16 protein-coding genes are annotated in these 22,330 nt (G+C 61.9%); 14 read left to right on the top strand and 2 right to left on the bottom strand.

Annotation, left to right across the window (positions count from 1 at the left end; all coding sequences use genetic code 11):
- The first annotated feature begins 253 nt into the window (after positions 1-253).
- From AC1UK9_RS12780 to AC1UK9_RS12715, 14 genes are all read left to right on the top strand, one after another.
- Entirely contained in the window at positions 254-1,213 is a 960-nt protein-coding gene (locus AC1UK9_RS12780) for an AAA family ATPase (RefSeq protein WP_003218556.1), read from the top strand.
- A 5-nt stretch (positions 1,214-1,218) separates the two neighbouring features.
- On the top strand, positions 1,219-2,163 hold the full coding sequence (locus AC1UK9_RS12775) for a DUF58 domain-containing protein (protein ID WP_482580283.1): 945 nt from the start codon (positions 1,219-1,221) through the stop codon (positions 2,161-2,163).
- Positions 2,160-2,657, top strand: coding sequence for a DUF4381 domain-containing protein (locus AC1UK9_RS12770; RefSeq protein ID WP_473015482.1), 498 nt, complete (start codon positions 2,160-2,162; stop codon positions 2,655-2,657). Before AC1UK9_RS12775 ends, AC1UK9_RS12770 begins: the two co-directional genes overlap by 4 nt.
- Positions 2,650-3,729: a vWA domain-containing protein gene (locus tag AC1UK9_RS12765; protein WP_482580282.1), complete on the top strand. Its 1,080-nt coding sequence runs from the start codon at positions 2,650-2,652 to the stop codon at positions 3,727-3,729. The genes AC1UK9_RS12770 and AC1UK9_RS12765 overlap by 8 nt, the downstream gene beginning before the upstream one ends.
- On the top strand, positions 3,726-5,462 hold the full coding sequence (locus tag AC1UK9_RS12760; protein WP_482580281.1) for a tetratricopeptide repeat protein: 1,737 nt from the start codon (positions 3,726-3,728) through the stop codon (positions 5,460-5,462). The genes AC1UK9_RS12765 and AC1UK9_RS12760 overlap by 4 nt, the downstream gene beginning before the upstream one ends.
- Entirely contained in the window at positions 5,459-7,096 is a 1,638-nt protein-coding gene (locus AC1UK9_RS12755) for a BatD family protein (RefSeq protein ID WP_025113323.1), read from the top strand. Before AC1UK9_RS12760 ends, AC1UK9_RS12755 begins: the two co-directional genes overlap by 4 nt.
- Before the next feature lie 142 nt (positions 7,097-7,238).
- Positions 7,239-9,242 (top strand): type VI secretion system Vgr family protein, encoded by a 2,004-nt coding sequence (locus AC1UK9_RS12750; RefSeq protein WP_482580280.1) that lies wholly within the window; start codon positions 7,239-7,241, stop codon positions 9,240-9,242.
- Positions 9,239-10,105 (top strand): DUF4123 domain-containing protein, encoded by an 867-nt coding sequence (locus AC1UK9_RS12745; protein WP_482580279.1) that lies wholly within the window; start codon positions 9,239-9,241, stop codon positions 10,103-10,105. Before AC1UK9_RS12750 ends, AC1UK9_RS12745 begins: the two co-directional genes overlap by 4 nt.
- On the top strand, positions 10,102-13,728 hold the full coding sequence (locus AC1UK9_RS12740; protein ID WP_482580278.1) for a toxin VasX: 3,627 nt from the start codon (positions 10,102-10,104) through the stop codon (positions 13,726-13,728). The genes AC1UK9_RS12745 and AC1UK9_RS12740 overlap by 4 nt, the downstream gene beginning before the upstream one ends.
- On the top strand, positions 13,712-14,839 hold the full coding sequence (locus AC1UK9_RS12735) for a hypothetical protein (RefSeq protein ID WP_482580277.1): 1,128 nt from the start codon (positions 13,712-13,714) through the stop codon (positions 14,837-14,839). The genes AC1UK9_RS12740 and AC1UK9_RS12735 overlap by 17 nt, the downstream gene beginning before the upstream one ends.
- Before the next feature lie 65 nt (positions 14,840-14,904).
- Positions 14,905-16,032: a hypothetical protein gene (locus AC1UK9_RS12730; RefSeq protein ID WP_482580276.1), complete on the top strand. Its 1,128-nt coding sequence runs from the start codon at positions 14,905-14,907 to the stop codon at positions 16,030-16,032.
- A 121-nt stretch (positions 16,033-16,153) separates the two neighbouring features.
- Positions 16,154-17,398 carry an exonuclease SbcCD subunit D C-terminal domain-containing protein gene (locus AC1UK9_RS12725; RefSeq protein WP_025111655.1) on the top strand — a complete coding sequence of 415 codons (1,245 nt, stop codon included), beginning with the start codon at positions 16,154-16,156 and terminating at the stop codon, positions 17,396-17,398.
- A complete protein-coding gene (locus tag AC1UK9_RS12720) occupies positions 17,395-21,036 on the top strand; it encodes an SbcC/MukB-like Walker B domain-containing protein (RefSeq protein ID WP_482580275.1) in 3,642 nt (1,213 codons plus the stop codon). Before AC1UK9_RS12725 ends, AC1UK9_RS12720 begins: the two co-directional genes overlap by 4 nt.
- Positions 21,033-21,617, top strand: a complete 585-nt coding sequence (locus AC1UK9_RS12715) for a glutathione S-transferase (protein WP_482580274.1) — start codon at positions 21,033-21,035, stop codon at positions 21,615-21,617. Before AC1UK9_RS12720 ends, AC1UK9_RS12715 begins: the two co-directional genes overlap by 4 nt.
- A 71-nt stretch (positions 21,618-21,688) precedes the next feature.
- On the opposite strand, the gene AC1UK9_RS12710 is transcribed toward AC1UK9_RS12715, so the two are convergent.
- Positions 21,689-21,946: a hypothetical protein gene (locus AC1UK9_RS12710; RefSeq protein WP_482580273.1), complete on the bottom strand. Its 258-nt coding sequence runs from the start codon at positions 21,944-21,946 to the stop codon at positions 21,689-21,691.
- Positions 21,943-22,155 carry a hypothetical protein gene (locus AC1UK9_RS12705; protein ID WP_482580272.1) on the bottom strand — a complete coding sequence of 71 codons (213 nt, stop codon included), beginning with the start codon at positions 22,153-22,155 and terminating at the stop codon, positions 21,943-21,945. The genes AC1UK9_RS12710 and AC1UK9_RS12705 overlap by 4 nt, the downstream gene beginning before the upstream one ends.
- Positions 22,156-22,330 lie beyond the last annotated feature (175 nt).

Below are 22,330 nucleotides of genomic sequence, written 5' to 3'. Positions count from 1 at the left end.
CTTTCGCGAGCAGGCTCGCTCCCACTCTGACCGGTGTACGCCGTTCAAATGTGGGAGCGAGCCTGCTCGCGAAGAGGCCTTGAAGAACACCGCACCTCTCCCCCGCTACAAAAATCCAACAATTACCCCGGTCATTTCCTGCACTTTGCGCAAAATGCCGTTAGTCGCCACCCCCCTCGATGGATTAAAGTAACGCCCCCAGCCCCGGCGTTATCCGAACGCCTGGGGCCACCCTTTCCAGGAACAGTCACCGATGGAACATCGTGAAGCGCTGCTAGCGCTGCGAACCTTTCTTTCAACGCAGATTCTCGGCCAGGAAAAACTCATCGAGCGCTTGCTCATCGCCCTGCTCGCCGACGGCCACATGCTGGTCGAGGGCGCTCCGGGTCTGGCCAAGACCAAAGCGATCAAAGAACTCGCCGAGGGCATCGAAGCCCAGTTCCATCGCATCCAGTTCACCCCCGACCTGCTGCCGGCCGACATTACCGGCACCGAGATCTATCGCCCGGAAACCGGCAGTTTCGTGTTCCAGCAAGGGCCGATCTTCCACAACCTGGTGCTGGCGGACGAAATCAACCGTGCCCCGGCCAAGGTGCAATCGGCGCTGCTCGAAGCCATGGCCGAACGTCAGGTCAGCGTCGGGCGCAGCACGTACGAACTGTCGCCACTGTTCCTGGTAATGGCCACGCAGAACCCGATCGAGCAGGAAGGCACCTACCCGCTGCCGGAAGCGCAGCTCGACCGCTTCCTGATGCACGTGAAAATCGGCTTCCCGGACGCCGCCGTCGAACGCCGGATTCTGCAACAGGCCCGTGGCGAAGCGCTGAACGGCGAAACCAAGCCTGAACGCCGGGTCAGCCAGCAGGCGATCTTCGCCGCGCGCAAGGAAATCCTCGGTCTGTACATGGCCGACGCCGTGGAGGAATACCTGGTGCAACTGGTCATGGCCACCCGCACCCCGGCCAAATTCGACCCGGAAATGGCCGAGTGGATCGCCTATGGCGCCAGCCCGCGCGGCTCCATCGCCCTTGACCGCTGCGCCCGTGCCCACGCCTGGCTGGCCGGACGCGACTTCGTCAGCCCCGAAGACATTCAGGCGGTGCTGTTCGACGTGTTGCGTCACCGCATCATTCTGTCGTTTGAAGCCGAAGCCGCCGGCATCGATCAGGATCGGGTGGTGCAGCGGATTCTCGACGTCGTAGCCGTCGCTTGACCCCCATGAACACCCCCCTGCCGTCCGAACCGGGCATCCGCATCAGCCTCACCGACCTGATCGAGATGCGTCACCGTGTGCGCGAAGTGCAGCTGTTTTCCACACCGAGCCAGCGCAGCCCGCTGATCGGCCTGCATCACTCGAAATTCCGCGGTCGCGGGGTCGACTTCGATCAAGTGCGGGTCTATCAGGCCGGCGACGACGTGCGCACCATCGACTGGCGCGTGACGGCACGCACCCAGGAGCCGCACACCAAGCTGTTCCATGAAGAGCGCGAGCGGCCGATCTTCATCATGGTCGAGCAGAGTACCCGCCTGTTTTTCGGTTCCGGGCTGATGTTCAAGTCGGTGCTCGCGGCGCAAGCGGCGGCACTGATCGGCTGGGCTGCGTTGGGCCACAACGACCGGGTCGGCGGGCTGGTGTTCGGTGACAACGAGCATTACGAAATCAAACCGCGCCGCAGCAAGCAGAGCCTGTTGCAGTTACTCAATCGCCTGGTGAAGGTCAATCAGTCGCTGCACAGCGAACGCGAGCCAGACCGCGACGCCCTCGGCGTGGCGCTGCGCCGGGCCCGCGAGGTGTTGCGCCCGGGCAGCCTGGTGATCGTGATCTGCGATGAGCGTGCGCTGTCTGACAGCGCCGAACAGCAACTGAGCCTGCTGTCGCGCCATTGCGACCTGCTGATGCTGCCGCTGTCCGATCCGCTGGACCACGCCCTGCCCGCCGCCGGGCTTTTGAGGTTCGCGGAAAGAGGCGCGCAACTGGAACTCGACACGCTCAATTTCGATCTGCGCCAGACTTATCGCGCTCAGGCCGAAGCCCGCATCGCGCGCTGGGAATTGCTCGCGCAGAAACTGCGGGTGCTGCTGATGCCGTTGAGCACGCAAAGTGAAATGGTCGAGCAGATGCGTGAATTCCTCAATCCGCAGCGCCCGGGGAGCAGTCGATGAACGGCCTCGAGCAACTGCAACCCCTGATCTCCCCGCCCCCGATCGACTTCTGGCCGCCGGCGCCAGGTTGGTGGTTGCTGCTTTTATTGTTGCCGCTGCTGGGTTTCGCGGCGTGGCGCCTGCGCCGGTTCATACCGACCAGGAAACGCCCGATCGTACGCGCCGAGCAACCACTGGACCCGGTGCGCATCGCCGCACTGGCCGAACTGGCACAAATGCCCAAACCCTACGACGGTGCGCCGGCCGGGGCGTGGCTGCAGCAACTCAACGGCTTGCTCAAGCGCCTGTGCCGCAACCATTACCCCTACAGCCAGAGCCACACCCTCAATGGCCGCAAATGGCTGGCGTTTCTCGACAACCGTTGCCCGGCCGCCGGCCTGACACGCTGGATGGTGCTGGTCGAAGGCGCCTACAAACCCGAATGCAAACTCGACGACAAAGCCATCGCCGGCCTGACGCAAGCCGTCGACACCTGGATTCGCAAGCATGTTTGAGTTCGCCTGGCCGTGGATCTTCGTGCTGCTGCCGCTGCCGTGGCTGATGCGCCTGGTGCTGCCGGTGGCCGACAGCGGCGAGCCGGCGCTGCGCGTGAGCTTTTTGTCCGACCTCGAAGGCCTGGCGCGTCGACGTGCCCGCGCCAACCTGCCGGCGTGGCGCCAACAAGCGCCGTTCCTGCTGCTGTGGCTATTGCTGCTGAGCGCCGCCGCGCGTCCGCAATGGCTCGGCGAACCGTTGCCGATTGCCGCCAGCGGTCGTGATCTGCTGGTGGCGGTGGACGTGTCCGGCTCGATGGATTTTCCCGACATGCAGTGGCAGGACGAAGACGTCAGCCGCTTGTCGCTGGTCCAGCATTTGCTCGGCGATTTTCTCGAAAGCCGTGACGGCGACCGGGTCGGTCTGATCCTGTTCGGCAGTCAGGCGTACCTGCAGGCACCGCTGACTTTCGACCGCCACACCGTGCGCGTCTGGCTCGATGAGGCGCGCATCGGTATCGCCGGCAAGAACACCGCCATCGGCGATGCGATCGGCCTGGCGCTGAAGCGCCTGCGCATGCGTCCGGCACAAAGCCGGGTACTGATTCTGGTGACCGACGGGGCCAACAACGGCGGCGAAATCGATCCGCTGACCGCGGCAAAACTGGCCGCCAGCGAGGGGGTGAAAATCTACCCGATCGGCATCGGGGCCGACCCGCAAGACAGTGGCAGCACCGGCCTGCTCGGGGTCAACCCGAGCCTGGACCTCGATGAACCGGCACTCAAGGCCATCGCCGCCGCCACCGGCGGTCAGTACTTCCGAGCCCGCGACGGCAAGGAGCTGCAAGCGATCAGGGAGACCCTCGATCAACTCGAACCGGTAACCCAGCAGCCGACGCAGGCGCGCCCGGCGCAAGCCTTGTATCAGTGGCCATTGGCGTTTGCCTTGCTGCTGAGCCTGTTGCTGGTCGCCCGTGAATTGTGGCCGGACAACCCGCTGCAACGCCTGTTCACCAAGGAGCTGTATCTGCAAAGTCCGTTGCCTGACTGGCGCGCGCGACTCAAACGCCTGCGTCTGCGGAGGCGCCGATGATCACGCTCTGGCCGCACTGGTTCCGTCCCTGGTGGCTGCTGTTGTTGCCGCTGCTGGGCTGGCTGCTCTGGCAACTCTGGCACCGGCAGAAGCGCGCCGGGCGCTGGCAGATGATTCTGCCGCCGGCGTTCCACGCCACCCTGCTCAGCGGTGGCAGCGGACGCGACAGCAAACTGCCGTGGGTTGCCCTCGGGGTGGCTTGGTTGCTGACCCTCGTCGCACTGCTCGGGCCGAGTTGGGAGCGGGTTGAACAGACCAGCCAGAAACCTGCCGATCCGCTGGTGGTGGTGCTTGAACTGACCCCGGAAATGCTCGCCACCGACTCACCGCCCACGCGTCTGGAACAGGCCCGGCGCAAGCTGTTCGACCTGTTGCAGGCCCGCAGCGATGCGCAAACGGCGATCGTCGTCTACGCCGGCAGCGCGCATACGCTGGTGCCGCTGTCGGATGACCTGGCGACCAGTCGCAATCTGCTCGACGCGCTCAAGCCGTCGTTGATGCCGGAAAGCGGCCACCGCGCCGACCTTGGCGTGAGCAAGGCACTGGCATTGCTCAAGCAAGGCGCGCTCGGTCAGGGGCGGATTCTGCTGATCGGCTCCTCGCTGACAGAAGAAGAACGCCAAGGCATTCGCCGCGCCCTCGGTAAACAATCGGCGCAACTGCTGATGCTCGGCATCGGCACCGCCGAAGGCGCACCGATTGCCCAGGAGGACGGCAGCTTCCTCAAGGACGAACAAGGCGCGATCCGCGTGCCGCAACTCGACAGCGCGAGCCTCGGCGCCTTCCTCGCCAGCGTCGGCGGTGAATACCACAGCGCGCGGCTGGACGAGACCGACTTGCACGCCCTCGGCCTGCTCGACGGCCCCCGCAGCCTGCGCAACGATGGCCAGACCGTGCGCCTCGACACCTGGGCCGATCAGGGCTACTGGCTGTTGTTGCCGCTGTTGCTGCTGGCTGCCTGCGCCGGGCGACGTGGCTGGCTGTTCTGCCTGCCACTGCTGTTGTGCCTGCCGCAGCCAAGCTACGCTTTCGACTTCGAAGACCTGTGGCTGCGTCCCGACCAACAGGGCCTGCACCTGCTCAAGCAGAAGCGCCCGGCCGACGCCGCCGAGCACTTTGAAGATCACCAGTGGCAAGGGCTGGCGTTGTATGAGGCCGGCGATTACAGTGGCGCCGCTCAGCGTTTCGCCGAAGGCAGCGATGCCCGCGCCCACTACAATCGTGGCAACGCCCTGGCGAAAAGCGGCGAGCTGGAAGCGGCCATCGACGCCTATGAGCAAGCGCTGGAACTGCAACCGGATTTGCGCCCGGCACTGACCAACAAGGCGCTGGTGGAAAACCTGCTCAAGCAGAAGCAGACTCCGCCACCGGCAGAACCGCAGACGCCACCGGCCCAGCCGAACCTGCCCGGCGATGAGCCACCGCCGGCGACCGCGCCGCCAGCGGCAGTCAAAAGCGAGACCCCGAGCGAGGCGCAACCCGGCGAATCGACCAGTGAACCGCCGCCGACCACGCCGCCGCAGCCAGGCCCCAACGAAGTGCCGGGCATTGATGAAGCGGAAGAAACGGACACCGTGCCGACGCTGCGTCCAAGCGAGGACAACCTCGAAGGTGAGCAACGTCAGGCCCTGGAACAATGGCTGGGCAAAATCCCCGACGACCCGGGCGAACTGCTGCGTCGCAAATTCTGGTACGAACAGCAACAACATCAGGATCAGGAAAAAACTCGATGACCCGTTTCACCGCTCTCTTGCTGCCCCTGCTGATCTGCACGGCCACCGCCCAGGCGGCCGAGTTGACGGCCAGCGTGGATCGCAGTCGCCTGAACTCCGGCGAGACGGTCGAACTCACCCTCGAAACCAGTGATGTCACGCAGTTCGGAAAACCTGACCTGACGCCGCTGGAGCCGTTGTTCGAGGTGCGCGGTACGCGCCAGGTCAACCAGTTGAACACCCTCAGCGGCGACAACCGCGCCACCACCCGGTGGATCATCACCCTGCTGCCGAAAGAGAACGGCAGCGTGGTCATTCCGCCGCTGCAACTGGGTGATGTGCAGAGCCAGCCGATCACCGTGCAAGTGGTCGAGAGCGACACCCGCGAAGAAAAAAGCAATCCGGCTCCGGTGTTCATCGAGGCCAGTCTCGACCAGTCCAGCGTGTATGTGCAGGCGCAGGCGATCCTGACGTTGCGTATTTACCACTCGGTGTCGCTGTACGACGACAGCAGCCTGACCCCGCTGCAGATCGCCGATGCACGGATCGAGCAACTGGGCGACACACGCACCTACGAAAAAGACATCAACGGCGTGCGCCATGGCGTGATCGAGATGCGCTACGCGATCTACCCGCAGCACAGCGGCTTGCTGCTCATCGCCCCGCAGACGTTCAGCGCCACGCTGGTCGACACCCAGCCCAGTCAGGACGCCACCGCGCAAGGACCGAAACCGGGCAAGCTGCTGCGCGTCAATTCCGCCGAGATTGCGCTGACGGTCAAACCGAAACCGCTGACCTATCCGGCCGATGCGCCATGGCTGCCCGCACGCAGCCTGAGCCTGAGCGAAAGCTGGAACCCGGAGCCGGAGCACATTCAGGTCGGTGACTCCCTGACCCGCAGCCTGACCCTGAAAGCCGAAGGCCTGGCCAGTTCACAGTTGCCGGCCCTGCCCGCCACCGACGCCAACGGCCTGCGTCGCTACCCGGATCAACCGGTGCTGAGCAACCAGAGCGGCGAGCGCGGCCTGATCGGCAGCCGTGAAGAACGCGAAGCGCTGGTGCCCAGCCGCAGCGGCGCCATCGAACTGCCGACCGTGGACGTGATCTGGTGGAACACCTTCGAGGATCACCTGGAACACACCAGCCTGCCGGCGCGCACTCTGCAAGTGGCGAACAACCCGAGCCTGCAGGTCGACACCCCGGCCGGCACCCTGCAATCGGCCAGCGTCGACAGCGACACCCTGTGGTGGTGGAAACTCAGCACGCTGATCCTCGCCTGCACCACCCTGCTGGGCTTCGGTCTGTGGTGGCGTGCGCGCTGGCAGCCGGCGGTGCACCGCGCCGCACAAACCGGCCCGAGCCCGCGCACCTTGATGGATGACATCAAACGGGCGAGCCAGGCGAACGATCCGCAAGCGACGCGACAGGCGCTGGATGCGTGGGCGCGGCAGCAGCCGGAAACGCTAGCGGACATGGCAGCGCGGTTTGTGCCGTTGTCGGATGCGCTCGACGGCCTCAACGGTGCGCTGTACAGCGAGACCGGTCAGCACTGGCAGGGTGAGGATTTGTGGCGGGCGATCCGCACGATTCCGGCGGCGGAGCGAGTGCAGGATCCGGTGGGTGACAGCGGCTTGCCGCCGCTTTATCCGAAGTGATTTCTGTAGGATTTATAGCCTGACAGCAAGCCGCTCAGCCCAACCGGAAAGGCCCTACGTCAAACGCCGATTTATCTGACTTCACCGATGTGCCCATCTTTCCCCACAGTCCTGTGCCTTACACAGACACAGGGAAATGTGGATGCTTACCGCCGGCCAATCCGTCGTTTTCAGACTCGATATCAAGGACGTTCCCCACGACTTTCAGGTATACGAGTTCTGCGCCATTGAGGCGCTCAACCAAACCTACAGGGTCGAACTCGAACTGGTCAGCGAGCAGCGCGACCTTGATCTCGAGTCCTTGCTGCACCGTCCAGCGTTTCTCTCATTCTGTGCCAACGGCGATGGCCTGCATGGTCAGATTTATCGAATCGCCCAAGGTGACTCCGGTGCTCGCCTGACGCACTACCAGATTGTTCTGGTGCCGTATCTGGCTTACCTCGCCCACCGCCACAATCAGCGGATCTTTCAACAGCAAAGCGTTCCGCAAATCATCGCCACCCTCTTGAGCGACCATGGTCTGCAGCCCGATGCCTGGCGTTTTCAACTCGGTGCCGATTACCCGCCACGCCTGTACTGTGTGCAGTTCGACGAGACAGATTTGCACTTCATCCAGCGCTTGTGCGAGGAAGAAGGCCTGCACTTTCATTTCCAGCACAGCAGCGATGGGCATCTGCTGGTGTTTGGCGACGACCAGACCGTCTTCCCCAGACCTGACGCGCCAACCGCTTATGCGCAAGGCAGGGGCATGGTGGCCGACAAGTCGGTGATCGACCGCTTCAACGTGCGCCTGGAAACTCGTACCAGCCACGTCAGTCGCCGCGACTATCACTTCGAAAAACCCACGGTGCAACTGGACGCGGAAGTCAAAGAGCAACGGTTGCCGGCGCTTGAGGATTACCGTTTTCCGGGGCAGTTCACTCATCGTGATCAGGGTAAGCACTTGAGTCGGCGCGCGCTTGAGCGGCACCGCGCCGATTACCGTCAGAGTCAGGGGCGCAGTTATCAAAGCCTGATGCGCAGCGGCAGTTTCGTCGATGTGAGTGAACACCCACGCGCCGACAGCAATGGCTTGTGGCTGCTGACCCGTGTTGAACACGTCGGCCGACAACCGCAAGTGCTTGAGGAAGCATCAGCCGCCCCGACTACGGACGATGGCTTCAGTCAGGGCTATCGCAATACCTTCGTCGCGACGCCTTGGGAAGTGATTTTCCGTCCCGCACTGCAACACCCAAAACCACGAATGACCGGCCACCAGCACGCCGTGGTGACCGGGCCGGCCGGCGAAGAAATCTACTGCGACGCCTATGGACGAGTAAAAGTCCAACTGCTGTGGGATCGCGAAGGCCAGCTCAACGAGCAATCCAGTTGCTGGTTGCGCGTCGCCACTGGCTGGGCCCATGACCGATACGGCAGCGTGCAGATTCCGCGCGTTGGCATGGAAGTACTGGTCGGGTTCACCGAAGGCGATCCGGACAAGCCGTTTGTGACAGGTTGCCTGCCCAACGCGACGACGCCGCTACCGCTGGATCTGCCGGCCGAACGCACGCGCAGCATTTGGCGTAGCCAGAGCAGCCCCGGCGGTAGCGGCTATAACGAACTGCGCATCGAGGACAGAAAGGGCGTTGAAGAAATCGCCATTCGCGCCCAGCGTGACTTGGCTCAGTGGGTGCTCAATGACCAACGGGTGCAGGTCGACAACTCGCACACCATGGTCGTCGGCGGCGTTTGCAGTCTTGACCTGCGCAGTGATGAGCATCATCTGACCCACGGCAATCGCCTGACCGAACTCAAGCAGGACGACCATCTTTGGGTGCAGGGCGACCGCCATATTCGGGTCGCCAGCCAACGGCTCAGTGCCAGCGAGCAAATTCACCTCGGCGCTGGCCAGCAAGTGGTCATCGATGGCGGCACCCATGTAACGATCAAGGCGGGCGGGCATTGGCTGACGCTGGGGCCTGAGGGCCTATGCAGCAGCGTGCCGATTGTCCAGGGGGGCGCGCCTGCGGTTGGGCAGCCCGCAGAACCGTTGGTAGCGGGCGCGTTGCCGTTGTTGAAGCTGACGGTAGATCCGCTTCAGCAACGCATCAATCTGCTTTCAAACAGCACATCACGCTGCCTGATTTGCGAGGCGAGCCCAGCATGAACTTCTCGCCTTTACTGCCCACAGACCTGCCGTGGAATGAGCAACTCGCTTTTGTATTGCTGGACGGCGCGACCCAGACAAACCTGTTGGAGCGCTTGAAACAGCATGACCCCGGCGTCAGCTCTATCGCCCTGTTCGACGGCACGCCCTTCACCGAGCTACGGGACATCTCACCGCTGTTGGTGACGATTGAACACCCTGAGGCGGCCATTTTTCAGTTCTATTGCGAGCATGCCCAAGAGGAATGGGGGGTGCTGCTGTTCAGCCCTGAGCCCGCCCATGCCGTGGCACAGCATTTGCGAAAACTGCTGGCCGTTGAAATCACGGAGGGCCTGCCAGTCATGCTGCGACTGGCCGATGCTGCCGTGGCGAACGTGTTGTTTGGCAGCGACGATCAACGACTGTTTGGCCCGCTGTCCTGTGTCCTGACGGCTGATTGCGTTGCTGCGAATTGGCATCGACACCAGCCTCGTCTGCCTGAGCGCCTCGACCTGCCGACGCCCTATCGCCTGAGTGCTGAGCAAAATTCAGCACTGGACCAGGCGGATCACCGCCGCGCGCTGATCGAACTCGACGCCCATCTGCTCAGCTACTTCCCGACCCACCATGACGGCAAAACCCTGGCCCAGCGCTGGCCACGGCTCGAACAGCTGCGGGAGCAGGCCCGAGCGCTGGATTTGAGCAGCAAGTCCGAACTGTTCTTCTACGCCAACGTCATGGCCTCAATGGAGGGCGCGACGCCCGAACAGCATTCGCACATTCATCAATTGCTGCAGACGTCATCACTGCAACCGCCCGATGAGCGCGTTGCGCTGGCTGCAGAGCTTGCTCATCAGTGGGCCATTCAACGGGGCCAATCATGACATCACTCGCTAACCTCGCCGCGGCTGCGGCCTCCAAAACGCCGATTGGCTCGCTGGGCGCCTGCCCCTTGCGCAAAACCCACGTGCAGCTTCTGCCTTTGCGCTACGGCCTGGTGGAAAAAATCGTCGCCCCCGGCGCCTCGCTGAAACTGCCCTACGCTCTGCAGACCCGACAACTGGGCATCCGCAGGCTGCGCGATGGCTGGTTATATGTGATCGATAGCGTGACCGGCCACTTGCATGAGTACCGGGTTCTCGATGGATCGATCAGCGCCTTGCTGCACAAGGGCGCCAAGGTCGACAGTGACCAGCGCACAGCGATCGAAGAGCGCCCGGCACTGGTGTTTTCCCGACGCAGCCTGTTGCATGTGTGCTTTGCCGAAGTCCAGTGGGCCGCGGCCAAATGCGCGCAAGTGACCGACAACCCCAAGGAGCGCGAGTACTTCATGCAGGCCATCGATCTCGGCCCGGTGAATTGCGAAACCGGTGGCGAGCACCTGTTGACGGTCACACAGGCGAGGACATGGATGGCAGAGATCGCGACCGTGCCGACCAAGCAGGCACAGGCTGAAGAAAATCGCGCCATGCTGAAAAAAGCTTCGCCAGCAGACGCGGTTCTAATGCCCGAAGTTGAGGTCTACAGCGCCCCCGAGCACGAACGCGAACCTTATCTGTGGGAGCAGCCTCGACGCTTTCGCGACGCGCATATCGGCGAGTTTCTCGGGCGGGTGCGCCCGGCTTATCAGGACGACACGCTGTTTCTCGTGATTGAGGACGATCTCGGGGTGCTGCGTGACCTCGCCAACTATCAAGATACAGTGGCCGGTTGGCTCGACCACTGGAGCAATACCTACAACAACGAGCGTGATTATCTGCTGGCCTGCTATATCGAGTCCCTGAGCCAGCTCAGTCCGGCAGATGTCGGCAACCTGAACAAGGCCAGCGATGACCCGGCGGTCAACGCCCTGCTGGGCGATCTGCAACAGTTGCCTGAGCCCACTCAGGGACGCACGCGCGAAGCCTTGCTTAACTACTTGAACAAAGGCGGCAAGGTCGAGGTGGACGGTGTTCCCGTCCCGCCCGAACTCGAGCAATTGCGCAGCGCGGCGGCGGCTGAAGCAAAGAAGATGCTTATGCTTCAGGGCGCAGCGCCAGACCTCAATGCGCACCGGCGCGCCATTGAAGACGCCGACCGCACCTACTACACCCGCCAGCACTTTGCGATGGCACCTCCCGACTTCGTTGAGCGGCATCTCGCAACGCTGATCAAACTCGGCAGGGAGCAAAACAACCGTATTGAGGACGTGCTTGAAGGCTCCCGTCTTTCCGGCAAACGCGGGATCAACGATTTCATTGATCGCCCGGCCATGGACGAGACGCTGTTTCAACACCGCGCCGACCTCAAGCGCTGGAACCGCTTGCTCGAACGCATCACCGCCGACCGCACGGACCTTGTATGTGCCGGGCGTTTCCATCGCTCGGCCTGGTATTACGATGCGCACCACCCGCAGCAACTGGCCGAGGCCTTCGCGGCCGAATACGCCTGCATCAAAGACATCTGCCGCAGCGACCACGCCAGTGAAAAAATGCTGGGGTTTCTGGAAGAACACCCGCAGATGACGCGATCGCCGTTCTATACCTTGCCGCTACGGGTCAGACCTGACCTGCTGGTGCAATACAGCCTGCTGTCGAATGCCGGAGCCGGCCTGTTCAACAACCTTCCCGATTGGCTGGAAACCCTGCGCAACATCGAGCATCCGCACCTGCCGGCCCTCGATGATTTACCCGAACATACCCGAGCCCTCGCCGACGCGGTGCAACACAGTTACAGCCCGGCCTTGAATCTGGGGCTGAGCCGCGCACTGGAAGGCTTCGACCTGGCGCAAGGTAATATCCCCGACCTTGACGAACTGTTCCGCCATCTGCCCAAGGCATTGCCGGCACGCATCCTCGATGCGGCGAAAAGCACCGGAGTGACCTTCACCGTCGCCACCCCGGCCGAACACAAGGCGCTGCAAACCGACATCAAGGACCTGCTCCGCGAACGTGCCGACCTCAAGTTACTCAACAATGAGCGCAACCGGCTTACCCACAATAAAAATCTCGCGGGCCACAAGACTGCACGTGCGATGGAGTTGCAGACCGAGATCGTTCGGGTGCGTGCCGGGTTGACTCAACTTGAAGGCAGGCTCGCGGGCGCGCTGAGCCCGATTGCCGAATTGCCGGATGCATCGGTGCGCCTGTACGGCGCCGCCCCCGCCCGGGCGGGAGTGACGGTGGTGTTCGCTGCGGCGCAACAGCAGGAGGTGAGGAGTTTGCTGAAGAACATTCGGCTGGGGGTTCAGAGTGTGCCGAGGGCAGATTTGATCAAGAGTGAAGGGGTTGGGTTGTTGGTGTTTTTGGCGCAGGCGGTGAATTTGGTGGGGGTTTATCGGGAAATGATGAAGCAAACCCGCAACGAACGAGTCTGGAAGACATTCGGCAATGCAGCGGCTGCCACAGGTGCTGCGGGGTTTGCGGCAGCACAAAGCCTGGCAGATACCGCTTTGAAAACGCAGAGCGATAGGCTGGTCCGATCAGCTCAACATCACGCGTTAGAGAACGTGCATGTGCAGATGGGGAAAATGCATGTGGGGCTTGGTTTTGCTACCTACATTTTTGGGCTTTCATCATCATTGGTAAGCCTCAATACACAGCAACAGAATTGGCAGAACTCCACGCGAAGTGGCAATCGTGCGGCACAGGCAAGTGCTGCTCTTGCCACAACAGGCGCGAGCGGCATGGTTGCAGTTAACGCCTACGGCCTTGGTCATACCGTTTACGCCACTTTTCAAGTGGCGAAAGCCGGAAGTGCTGCGGCACGAACCGCTGCCTGGGCCGCCGCAGGGACACGGCTGTCCACCGTATTTTTCCGGGTCAACCTGGCCGGTGCGTTGTTCACCGTACTGGAGCTGGGCGGCACCTGGCTGTACAACCGCTACAACATCAGCACCCACGACAAGTGGCTGAGAACCACACCCTGGAGCCTGGACAGTGATGAACGCGGTAACTACACCCTGGATGAGTACCAGCGTTACCTCGGCGACTTGATTCATGCCCCTTTTGCACTACTCGGCCCCGAAAAGCATGACTCACTGCTGAAGAACCTGTTTTTGCGCGCCAAGCCCAGTGATATTCATCTGGAGCTGCCGGGCGTACAACTCAGTGACTTCCAGCCACCGTTAAGCGGTAAAGCGTCTCACCGCCTGGGCATCGGCGCCCATCGGTTGTTTCGCCCGCTCGACAGCCGCGGGGTCGCGCGGGAACGCAAGGATGAGATCAGCAATGAAGTGGCGGACAGCCTGCAGATCGTGCAAACAAATCCGCTGATCCTGTGCCTGAAATATCCGCTTAATCGTGAGGCGCCGTTGACCCCCGTGGTCGAGACACTCGAGTTGGGCGTGTGCGTGCAAAAGCTCAACGGCAAAGGCGAGTGGATCTCTCGCACACACTTCATTCATCTCAATCCTCGAGGCGAAGGTCGTTACCCTTCGTTACCGCCCAAATCCGTCACCGAGCCCCCGCCCCTGTTACTGGTTGAAACCCATTTGCTGGAGCTGGTCGACCATGCCCAAAAGCCTTGATCCCGTGCCGGCGCCGCACCTCGAGCAACCTCGCAAGGCAGGCGATGTCGAGCCTTTTCCCAGCGGGAAGATCACCTATCTCGCGCCGTTGCCGCTGCCGACACTACTGCCACCTCGTGGCCCGCATATTGGGGAGTTAAATGAGGTGTACATGGACTTCGGGTTGGGATCGCCGCAAGTGTTCTCATGGCAAGTCATATTAGGAGGACCATTCAGTGGGGCAGTTATGATCGCCTTCCTGTTTCCGCTGTTGGGTGGTTTTCTTGGCGTTGTATTTGGGTATGGCTGGGAAGACATTCGGGACTCAATAGAAGGGATTTTCCAGGCGTCTTACGAAATGGCCCTGACAACAGGCTTCATCAGCCTCTTCATCGGCCTCTGCGTCTGGCTCCACAATCACAACAAACGCGCTGAAACCATCCCCACCCGCTTCAACCGCCAACGCCGTGAAGTCTGCTTCATGCCCGAGGACGCCACCGAACCGCTCTTCGTCCCGTGGGAGTCGCTCTCGGCCTGGGTCATCGAAGCCCAAAACGCCACCCAGTACGGCACCCGCCGCCAATACGGCATGGGCATCGGCTTCCAGCATGGCGAAGTCCTCACCAGCGTCGAATTCCCTTGCACCGGCCTGCCCATCGCCATCAGTCATTGGGAAGCCATCCGCGGCTACATGGAGTTCGAGGTCAACGACCTCAAATCGATTCAGTACCAGCAAGACCTGCAAGGCCCCGACGATCCGCCCCACGAAGGCCTGCACACGTTCCATAACGCCCGCACGCGCATGCATCAGCAGATCCGTGATGGCGAACGCGGCCGGGTGTCGGGGTTCTTCTGGTACCTGTATCACGTCATGACCTTCTGGACGCTGCCCAATCATTTGGTCGAATGGGAAATCCGCCGCATCAAGGCCATGGGCCAACACGTGTTGCCCGAGGTTATGCGCCAGTGGTCAGAGCCGTTGCCAAAAGATCAGTGGGCCAAGCCGAGTGAAGAACTGCTGCGAATGAGCGCACAGGTCAGGACGCTACAAAAACGCCTGCCACACCGGGCGATCACCGCGATATTTGCTGAAGTACAGCAACTGAACAGCAGCACCACACATCGCGCATGAAGCGAACGCAAGGAGATGATCCACCGTGTTACTGGTTGAAACCCATTTGCTGGAGCTGGTCGACCATGCCCAAAAGCCTTGATCCCGTGCCGGCACCGCACCTCGAGCAACCTCGCAAGGCAGGCGATATCGAGCCTTTTCCCAGCGGAAAGATCACCTATCTCGCGCCGTTGCCGCTGCCGACACTGCTGCCACCTCGTGGCCCGCATATTGGGGAGTTAAATGAGGTGTACATGGACTTCGGGTTGGGATCGCCGCAAGTGTTCTCATGGCAAGTCATGTTAGGAGGACCATTCACCCTGGCCTTTATGTTTATTGTCCTATTCCCCTTGTTCTGCTTTTTCTTCGCTCTCGTTTTGGGGTACGAGTGGGATTACTCTTGGGAGTTTGCGACCGATGTTTTTTTCGAAGCGTCAAAACTCGGGCTACTAACAGCCTTTATCAGCCTATTCATCGGCCTCTGCGTCTGGCTCCACAACCACAACAAACGCGCTGAAATCATCCCCACCCGCTTCAACCGCCAACGCCGTGAAGTCTGTTTCATGCCCGAGGACGCCACCGAACCGCTCTTCGTTCCGTGGGAGTCGCTCTCGGCCTGGGTCATCGAAGCCCAAAGCGCCACCCAGTACGGCACCCGCCGCCAATACGGCATGGGCATCGGCTTCCAGCATGGCGAAATCCTCACCAGCGTCGAATTCCCTTGCACCGGCCTGCCCATCGCCATCAGTCATTGGGAAGCCATCCGCGGCTACATGGAGTTCGAGGTCAACGACCTCAAATCGATTCAGTACCAGCAAGACCTGCAAGGCCCCGACGATCCGCCCCACGAAGGCCTGCACACATTCCATAACGCCCGCGCGCGCATGCATCAGCAGATCCGTGATGGCGAGCGCGGCCGGGTGTCGGGGTTCTTCTGGTACCTGTATCACGTCATGACCTTCTGGACGCTGCCCAATCATTTGGTCGAATGGGAAATCCGCCGCATCAAGGCCATGGGCCAACACGTGTTGCCCGAGGTCATGCGCGAGTGGTCAGAGCCGTTGCCACAGCAGCAATGGGTGAAACCAAGCGAAGAACTGCTGCGAATGAGCGCCCAGGTCAGGACGCTACAAAAACGCCTGCCACACCGGGCGATCACCGCGATATTTGCTGAAGTGCAGCGGCAACATACCGACCGTAAAGTGAGCGGTTGATATCGCGCGATTCATCAAGGCTTTGGGCACGCCCACGCATTTGCCAGTAAACTCTCCCCCTCTTTCGCCGCCCCCTCATTTCCCTGCGGCCATCACCTCTTTAACTGTTGCGGAGTCCGCCTTGCGTCTGTTTCACACCTCCGACTGGCACCTTGGGCAAAACCTGCACGGCCAGGAGCGCGATTTCGAGCATGCGTGCTTTCTCGAATGGCTGCTGCGCCAACTGCAACTGGCGCAGCCGGATGTGCTGCTGATTGCCGGTGACATCTTCGACACGGTCAATCCGCCGGTCAAAGCCCAGGAACGCCTCTACGATTTCATCGTCAGCGCCCACGAGCAGCAACCATTGCTGACCATTGTGATGATCGCCGGCAACCACGACTCAGGCTCGCGCATCGAACTGCCGGCGCCGCTGATGCGCCGTTTGCGCACCCATGCGCTGGGGCGGGTGTTGTGGCTGGATGACGGCCAGCTCGATGCCGAACGGCTGTTGCTGCCGCTGCCGAATGCCCAAGGCGAAATCGCCGCGTGGTGCCTGGCGCTGCCGTTTCTGCGCCCAGCGGAAGTGACCGGCGCGCATCTGGGCGACAACTATTTGCGCGGCATCGGTCAGGTGCATGAATGGCTGATCGAAGCGGCCAACGCCAAGCGCCAACCGGGTCAGGCGCTGGTCGCGATCAGCCACGCGCACATGGCCGGCGGCTCGGTCTCGGAAGACTCCGAGCGCAGCCTGATCATCGGCAACGCCGAAGCGCTGCCCGCCAGCCTGTTCGGGCCGAGCATCAGCTACGTCGCCCTCGGCCATTTGCACAAGCCGCAGAAAGTGAACGGAGAAGAACGCATTCGCTACAGCGGTTCGCCGATTCCGCTGTCGTTCTCGGAGATCGGCTATCAGCACCAGATTCTCGACATCACCCTCGACGGCGAAACCCTGGTCAGCGTTGAACCGAAACTGATCCCAAGATCGGTCAACCTGCAACGCATAGGCCCGGCGCCGCTGGCGGAGATCCTGCTGCAACTGGCAGACCTGCCGAACATTGATCTGCTCGCCGAAACCCAGCGCCAACCGTGGCTCGAAGTGCGCGTGACCCTCGACGAGCCGCAGCCGGATCTGCGCCATCAGGTGGAAAGCGCCCTGCAAGGCAAAGCCGTGCGTCTGGTGCGGATCGCTGCCGAATATGCCGGCAACCGCGGTGCTGACGGTGCCGAAGACGGCAGCGCATTGATCGAACTCGATCAGCTCACCCCGCAGGAACTGTTCAGCCGCGCCTGGCTCGACAACTACGGCAACGAGGTCGACGAACAGACCCTCAAGGACTTCGCCGAGCTGCTGCAGGACGTACAACTGGAGGGCGAGCAGCCATGAAGATTCTCGCCATTCGCTTGAAGAACCTCGCCTCGCTGGCCGGGCCGTTCGAAATCGATTTCACCGCCGAACCGCTGGCCAGTGCCGGGCTGTTCGCGATCACCGGGCCGACCGGTGCCGGCAAAAGTACCCTGCTCGATGCCCTGTGCCTGGCGCTGTTCGGCGCCGTGCCGCGCCTGAACAACACTGGCCGTGACGCCAAAGTCCCGGATGCCGACGGTGAAATCGCCACCGGCGACCCGCGCACCTTGCTGCGGCGCGGCACCGGTGAAGGTTATGCCGAAGTGGACTTTGTCGGCGTCGATGGCCGCCGCTATCGCGCCCGCTGGGAAGCCAACCGGGCTCGCGAGAAGGCTGGCGGCAAGCTGCAGGCCAGCCGTCAGAGCCTGCGCGACATCGATCAGGATCAACTGCTCGCCAGCCAGAAAGGCGAATACAAGACCCAGCTGGAAGCCGCGCTCGGCCTCAACTTCGAACAGTTCACCCGCGCCGTGCTGCTGGCGCAGAGCGAGTTCAGCGCGTTCCTCAAGGCCGACGACAACGACCGCAGCGAACTGCTGGAAAAGCTCACCGACACCGCGCTTTACACCCGCCTCGGCCGTCGCGCGTTCGACAAGACCAAAGAAGCCCGCGAAGCGCACAAGCTGCTGCAAGATCAGGCCACCGGCGTCACCCCGCTGGCGCCTGAGGCTCGAGCGCAGCTGGACGAGCGTTTCAACGCCGCCCAACAACAGTTGAAGTTGCAGCAGGCGCAGCTCAAGCAGCTCGAGCAACAGCACAGCTGGCTCAAGGATTTGCGTGTGTTGCAGGACGCGCAGCAAGCCGCCGCCGAACAACTGCACAGCGCCCAGCAGACGTCGGAAGGCCTGGCCGGCGAACGCATGAAGTTGACGCGTCTGGAACAGCTCGGCCCGCAACGGCATCAGTTCGCGCGTAAAACCGAACTCGATGCCCTGCTGACGCCACTGGCCGCGCAAATAGCCGCGCACACGCAGCAACACGCCGAGCTGAACGAGCGCCAGACACAACTGGAGCAGGACCTCGAAGCAGCGAAAGTCGCTTTGAGCGAAGCGCAGCATCGGCAAACCGCAAACGCGCCGCTGTTGCGTCAGGCGTTTGAAGAACAAAGCACCCTCGCCCGTCTGGTCAAGGATGTCGCCCACAGCGCCGACGCCAGACTCAATGCGCAACAGGCGTGCACCGAGGGCCAGAACGCCCTTCACGCCTTGCTGGAAAAGCAGACCCAAGTCGCCGAGCGCCTGCAACGCATCGCCGCCGAACTTGAGCAGAGCGCTCATCTGGCGCCGCTGAGTGATGCGTGGAATGCCTACCGCGATCGCCTGCAACAGCTGATGCTGATCGGCAACCGCTTGAACAAAGGCCAGGCGGAACTGGCGAGCCTCGAAGAAAACGCCACCCGCAGCGCCGCCGAGCTGACCTCGCAGAAGCAGCAACTTGAAGTGCTGTTCAAAGAGGCCGGCGCCGAACCCGATGCCGTCGCCGAACAGATCGGCATCCTCGGCACGCTACTGCAGGACAACCGCAAACAACTGCGCGCCTTCGAAGACCTGTCACGCCTGTGGGCCACGCAGCAGGATCTCGACAAGCGCAGCAGCGAGCTGCAACAACGCCAGCTCAGCGCCCAGCAGGAACGCGAACGCCTGACTCAGGACGGGGTAAAAACCAAAGCCAAGCTGACCGTCGCCGAGCAGACTCTCAACGTCACCCGCGAACTGCTTGAACGCCAGCGTCTGGCGCGCAGTGCCAGTGTCGAAGAGTTGCGCGCGCAGTTGCAGGACGATCAGCCGTGCCCGGTCTGCGGCAGCAACGAGCATCCGTATCACCAACCGGAAGCGCTGCTGCAAAGTTTCGGTCGCCACGATGAAAGCGAGCAGGCCAACGCCCAGCAGGTGGTCGATCAGCTCAAGGAAAAGCTCATCGAGTTGCGCGCCGAAGTCGGTGGCGTCATTGCTCAGCAAAAAGAACTGCTGCAACAACAGGAACACCTGGCCACCCAGCAACAAGCGCTGGCGCCGAGCCTCGACGCGCATCCGCTGGCCGCGCAGTTGCTCAATCAGGACGCTGACAAACGCGATGCCTGGCTCGCCCGACAAAACGACCAGTTGAACCAGAGCATCACTCAGGACGAACAACGCCAGAGCGCCCTGCTCACCCTGCAACAGGATGCCGCGCGTCTGACCCAGCAATTGCGTCAGACCGAAACCGCCCATCAACAAGCGACGCAGCACCTGAGCAATCAGCAGCGTGAGCTGAGCAGCGACCGTCAGCGTCTCGACGAAGAACTCACAGCGTTCGGCAATCTGCTGCCAGCGGACACCCTGGAGGCTTTGCGTCAGGAGCCCGCAGCGACGTTCATGCAGCTCGACCGGCAGATCGCCGAGCGCCTGGCGCAGGTCGATCAGCAGAAGGAAGAACAGGCCGAACAGCAACAGCGTCAGCAGACGCTGGAGAAAGAACAGGATCGTCAGCAGACCCGTGCACAGCAGTTGCTCAGCGCCGAACAGCAATTCACTGCGCTGACCGAACAGCAACGCACCTGCCAGGAAAAACTCGCGCAACTGCTCGGCGAGCACAGCAGCGCCGAGCACTGGCAACAGCAACTCGAGCACGCGGTTGAACAGGCGCGCAAGGCCGAAACCGGCACCGCACAGGACCTGCAAAACCTGCGCACGCAACTCGTGCAGATCGCCGCCGAACTCAAGGCGCAGCAAGAGCGTTTGCAAGCGCTGCACAGCGAAGATCAGGATCTGACCGGCAAGATCGCCGACTGGCGCGCACGTCATCCGGAGCTGGATGACGGCGGTCTCGAAGACCTGCTGCGCGTCGATGACGCTGAGGTCAGCGAACTGCGCCAGCGCTTGCAGCACAACGAAAAAGCCATCGAGCAGGCCAAAGTGCTGCTGCAGGAACGTGATCGCTTGTTGCTCGATCATCAGGCGCAACACAACGGCAACCTCGATGCCGAACAACTCGCCACCGCCCTCGCCGACCTGCAAGACCAGTTCACCGTCAGCGAACAGCAATGCGCCGAATTGCGTGCCGAACAGGTCGAGGATCAGCGCCGGCAAAACGCCAATCAGGCACTGGCGCAGCAGATCGCTGACGCCTACGCCGAGTATCAGCGTTGGGCGCGGCTCAATGCGTTGATCGGCTCGGCCACCGGCGACACCTTCCGCAAGATCGCCCAGGCCTACAACCTCGACCTGCTGGTGCATCACGCCAACGTGCAGCTGCGCCAACTGGTCAAGCGCTATCGCCTGAAACGCGGCGGCAGCATGCTCGGTCTGCTGGTGATGGACACCGAGATGGGCGATGAATTGCGCTCGGTGCATTCGCTGTCCGGTGGCGAGACGTTCCTGGTGTCGCTGGCCCTGGCGCTGGGCTTGGCGTCGATGGCCTCAAGCACGCTGAAGATCGAATCGCTGTTTATCGACGAGGGCTTCGGCAGCCTCGACCCGGAATCCCTGCAACTGGCGATGGACGCCCTCGACGGCTTGCAGGCGCAGGGGCGCAAAGTCGCGGTGATTTCCCACGTGCAGGAAATGCACGAACGGATTCCGGTGCAGATTCAGGTACAGCGCCAAGGCAATGGCCTGAGCACCCTGGAGGTGAAATGAACACGCTATACTCGTTCCGCCGCTGCCCGTACGCGATGCGCGCGCGGATGGCTCTGCGTTACTCGGGCGTGCCGGTAGACATCATCGAAGTCAGCCTCAAGGCCAAACCGGCCGCGATGCTGGCTATCTCGCCCAAGGGCACGGTGCCGGTGCTGGACGCCGATGGCCGGGTGATCGACGAGAGCCTGGAGATCATGCATTGGGCCTTGGCGCAGCATGATCCGCAGGGCTGGTTATTGGGAGGTGATGCACGAATTGCCGAGTTGATCGAAGCCAACGATCAAGGGTTCAAGGTGCAGTTGAATCGCTACAAGTACGCCGAGCGCTACCCCGAGCAGCCGATGGAGGTTTATCGGGCTGAGGGCGCCTTGTTCTTGCAGAGGCTGGATGAGTTGCTGACGGATCGCGATTACTTGCTGGCCGATCACTTGAGCCTGGCGGATGTGGCGCTGCTGCCGTTCGTGCGGCAGTTCGCGCATGTCGATCGCGAGTGGTTTGCGCAAACGCCTTACGTGCGTTTGCAGGCGTGGTTGCAGCGTTTGCTTGAATCCGGGCTGTTTACGGCGATCATGAAGAAGTAACCCCGAATTTCTGCTACCGAACACCATGTGGCGAGGGGATTCATCCCCTCGCCACAAGGTGTTCGCTCAGTCTAAGCCAGTGCGTCACACATCCCCAGTGCCGAGCAATCCACTTCAAACGGCCCAAGAAAATCGACTTCGGCCTTGATCGGCGGGTTACCGGCCAGCAGCCCCTGCGAGTTGGCCCGTTCGATGTTGTGCGCGATGGTGTGATTGGCCTCTATGGCCCGTGCCAGCGCGCCGACCGAGCCCTGACCGAAGCCCAGTAATGCCGCACCATTGGTCATCAGTGCCAGGGCGCCGATGACCCAGAGTCTGTAGCCTTTCATGCTGCGCCCACTCCTGCGAGTTCCGCCCGATCGACCAGCACGCCTTGCGCGCGTTGTTCGAACTGGATGCCGGGGTGTGCGACCTCGATCGGTGCGTCAAAGCTGTGTTGAGTGTGCGAGGCGACGCTGACGAACAGCACCAGGACCAGGTAAAGACCGATGGCCAGGTAGGCGCCGCGCTTGGCTGAGGTGATGATTGAACTGGCCATGATGTTCTCCGTGGGCATGTTTCAGTGCCGTCAGGATCAATCAAAAAAGCCGTAGCAACCACTCAGGGTTTGCCATAGTAAATATCAGCTTCATTGATCATTAAGCCGATCTATAGGGGTATTACAGAATATTTATGGGAACCGAAAATGCGATATGCAGGAGCGACATCACTTC

It is taken from the genome of Pseudomonas sp. AK-TSAG1-1 (genome assembly GCF_056821665.1).
The sequence above is the reverse complement of the archived record's forward strand: the minus strand, read 5'-3'. Positions and strand labels throughout refer to the sequence as shown.

Bases quoted from the DNA above. Each gene is read 5' to 3' on its own strand.
- AC1UK9_RS12720 (WP_482580275.1), top strand. From the start codon at position 17,395: ATGAAGATTCTCGCCATTCGCTTGAAGAACCTCGCCTCGCTGGCCGGG.
- AC1UK9_RS12770 (WP_473015482.1), top strand. From the start codon at position 2,160: ATGAACGGCCTCGAGCAACTGCAACCCCTGATCTCCCCGCCCCCGATC.
- AC1UK9_RS12705 (WP_482580272.1), bottom strand. From the start codon at position 22,155: ATGGCCAGTTCAATCATCACCTCAGCCAAGCGCGGCGCCTACCTGGCC.
- AC1UK9_RS12710 (WP_482580273.1), bottom strand. From the start codon at position 21,946: ATGAAAGGCTACAGACTCTGGGTCATCGGCGCCCTGGCACTGATGACC.
- AC1UK9_RS12765 (WP_482580282.1), top strand. From the start codon at position 2,650: ATGTTTGAGTTCGCCTGGCCGTGGATCTTCGTGCTGCTGCCGCTGCCG.
- AC1UK9_RS12730 (WP_482580276.1), top strand. From the start codon at position 14,905: ATGCCCAAAAGCCTTGATCCCGTGCCGGCACCGCACCTCGAGCAACCT.
- AC1UK9_RS12745 (WP_482580279.1), top strand. From the start codon at position 9,239: ATGAACTTCTCGCCTTTACTGCCCACAGACCTGCCGTGGAATGAGCAA.
- AC1UK9_RS12740 (WP_482580278.1), top strand. From the start codon at position 10,102: ATGACATCACTCGCTAACCTCGCCGCGGCTGCGGCCTCCAAAACGCCG.
- AC1UK9_RS12780 (WP_003218556.1), top strand. From the start codon at position 254: ATGGAACATCGTGAAGCGCTGCTAGCGCTGCGAACCTTTCTTTCAACG.
- AC1UK9_RS12750 (WP_482580280.1), top strand. From the start codon at position 7,239: ATGCTTACCGCCGGCCAATCCGTCGTTTTCAGACTCGATATCAAGGAC.
- AC1UK9_RS12755 (WP_025113323.1), top strand. From the start codon at position 5,459: ATGACCCGTTTCACCGCTCTCTTGCTGCCCCTGCTGATCTGCACGGCC.
- AC1UK9_RS12735 (WP_482580277.1), top strand. From the start codon at position 13,712: ATGCCCAAAAGCCTTGATCCCGTGCCGGCGCCGCACCTCGAGCAACCT.
- AC1UK9_RS12715 (WP_482580274.1), top strand. From the start codon at position 21,033: ATGAACACGCTATACTCGTTCCGCCGCTGCCCGTACGCGATGCGCGCG.
- AC1UK9_RS12775 (WP_482580283.1), top strand. From the start codon at position 1,219: ATGAACACCCCCCTGCCGTCCGAACCGGGCATCCGCATCAGCCTCACC.
- AC1UK9_RS12760 (WP_482580281.1), top strand. From the start codon at position 3,726: ATGATCACGCTCTGGCCGCACTGGTTCCGTCCCTGGTGGCTGCTGTTG.